2 pseudogenes are annotated in these 1202 nt (G+C 60.6%); one reads left to right on the plus strand and one right to left on the minus strand.

Annotation, left to right across the window (positions count from 1 at the left end):
* Nucleotides 1–126 (plus strand): annotated as a pseudogene (locus tag BLP62_RS14560) (IS982 family transposase); the annotation flags it as partial.
* Here BLP62_RS14560 and BLP62_RS14520 read toward each other — a convergent pair.
* Nucleotides 111–982, minus strand: a pseudogene (locus BLP62_RS14520) (transposase family protein). The pseudogenes BLP62_RS14560 and BLP62_RS14520 overlap by 16 nt on opposite strands.
* Between the last annotated feature and the right edge of the window lie 220 nt (nt 983–1202).

Here is a 1202-nt window from a genome sequence, read left to right on the forward strand (position 1 = left end):
GGGCGGAGGGTGGTGGAGACGGTGGGGAGCATGCTCCATCACCTCTTCCCCAGGCGCATCCACGCCGTGACCCAGGAGGGTTTCGTCATCAAAGTCCTTCGTGTGCTACCTCATAGCTCCCCCCTAGCCATTTTCAAGAGCACCCGGCTACGGATGAGGTTGTGGACCAGCAGGATGAGGTTCACCCGGGCCACTAGACCCCAGTAGGACCGAACCTCTATCCGGTGAAGCCCCAAAGAGCGTACCATCACGCTAAACCGGGTCTCGATCCAGTTGCGTACCCTCCCCATCCACTCTCTCCACCCCGTCTCCACCACCTTTCCTCCCCTAAGCCGGTAGGAAGGTGTCTTGACCCCCTGGACCCAGCGAAAACCCCGGTCACCAAGGACCGCGGGCAAACCCTCCAGAAGCTCCCCTGCCCAGGTCTCCCGGGCATTCCCGGGAAGAAGAGTCCAACGAAAGAAGAGGCCCCGCTCGTTCATCACCGGCACAAGGACGTACCCGCCAAAGGCTCCCAGGGGACCCACCCCCACCGCGGCCTCAGGAAGAGAGAGGCCGTGGATACGGTGGCCGTGGGCCAGGGGGATGGGCTTGAGGTCTACCACCTGGAGCAGGCCTTGTCCCCCGGAGAGCTTTAAGGCGAGGTGGGCCAGCAGCCCATGAGCCTTCTGGAGGATCCGGTAGAAACGGGAGAGGTGGGGGAGGGAGGGGAAGTAAGCCTTCAGGGTAGTCTTGGCCGCGAGGTAGCCTTTGGCGAGGTCCTGGCCCTGGCTGCTTCCCCGTAGGGGAACATCTTGCGGAGGAGGAAGATGGCGAGGGCCAGGAGTTCGGCCAGGGTGGCCTTTTGGTGCTTTTGCTTTTTGGGGAGCTTGAAACCTTGAGCGACGAGGGCTTTGAGTTCGTCATCCACCCAAATGTAGGTAGCCACGATGAGGGTCTCTGCGTCAAGATGGTAGAGGGGGTGCTCACGGTCTTGTGGCATAGCACCCCCTCTTTTTTCACACCCTGGGGGGACAGATCAAGTAGCACACGAAGGAAGTTCTCACCTTCGTCCTGGCCCATAACATCAGTCTCCTGACCCAGAAGATGGCTGGGTAGCAACTTGGGTTATGTGTAAGGGTCCGTGTTTAATAGGGGGGCACACCTTAGCACGAGGAGGTGCCCCGTGGACCAGGATACCTTGCGGATCTTGCTGAGGGAAG

Origin of the sequence: Thermus arciformis (assembly GCF_900102145.1) — a bacterium.
GTDB classification, from domain to species: Bacteria; Deinococcota; Deinococci; order Deinococcales; family Thermaceae; genus Thermus; species Thermus arciformis.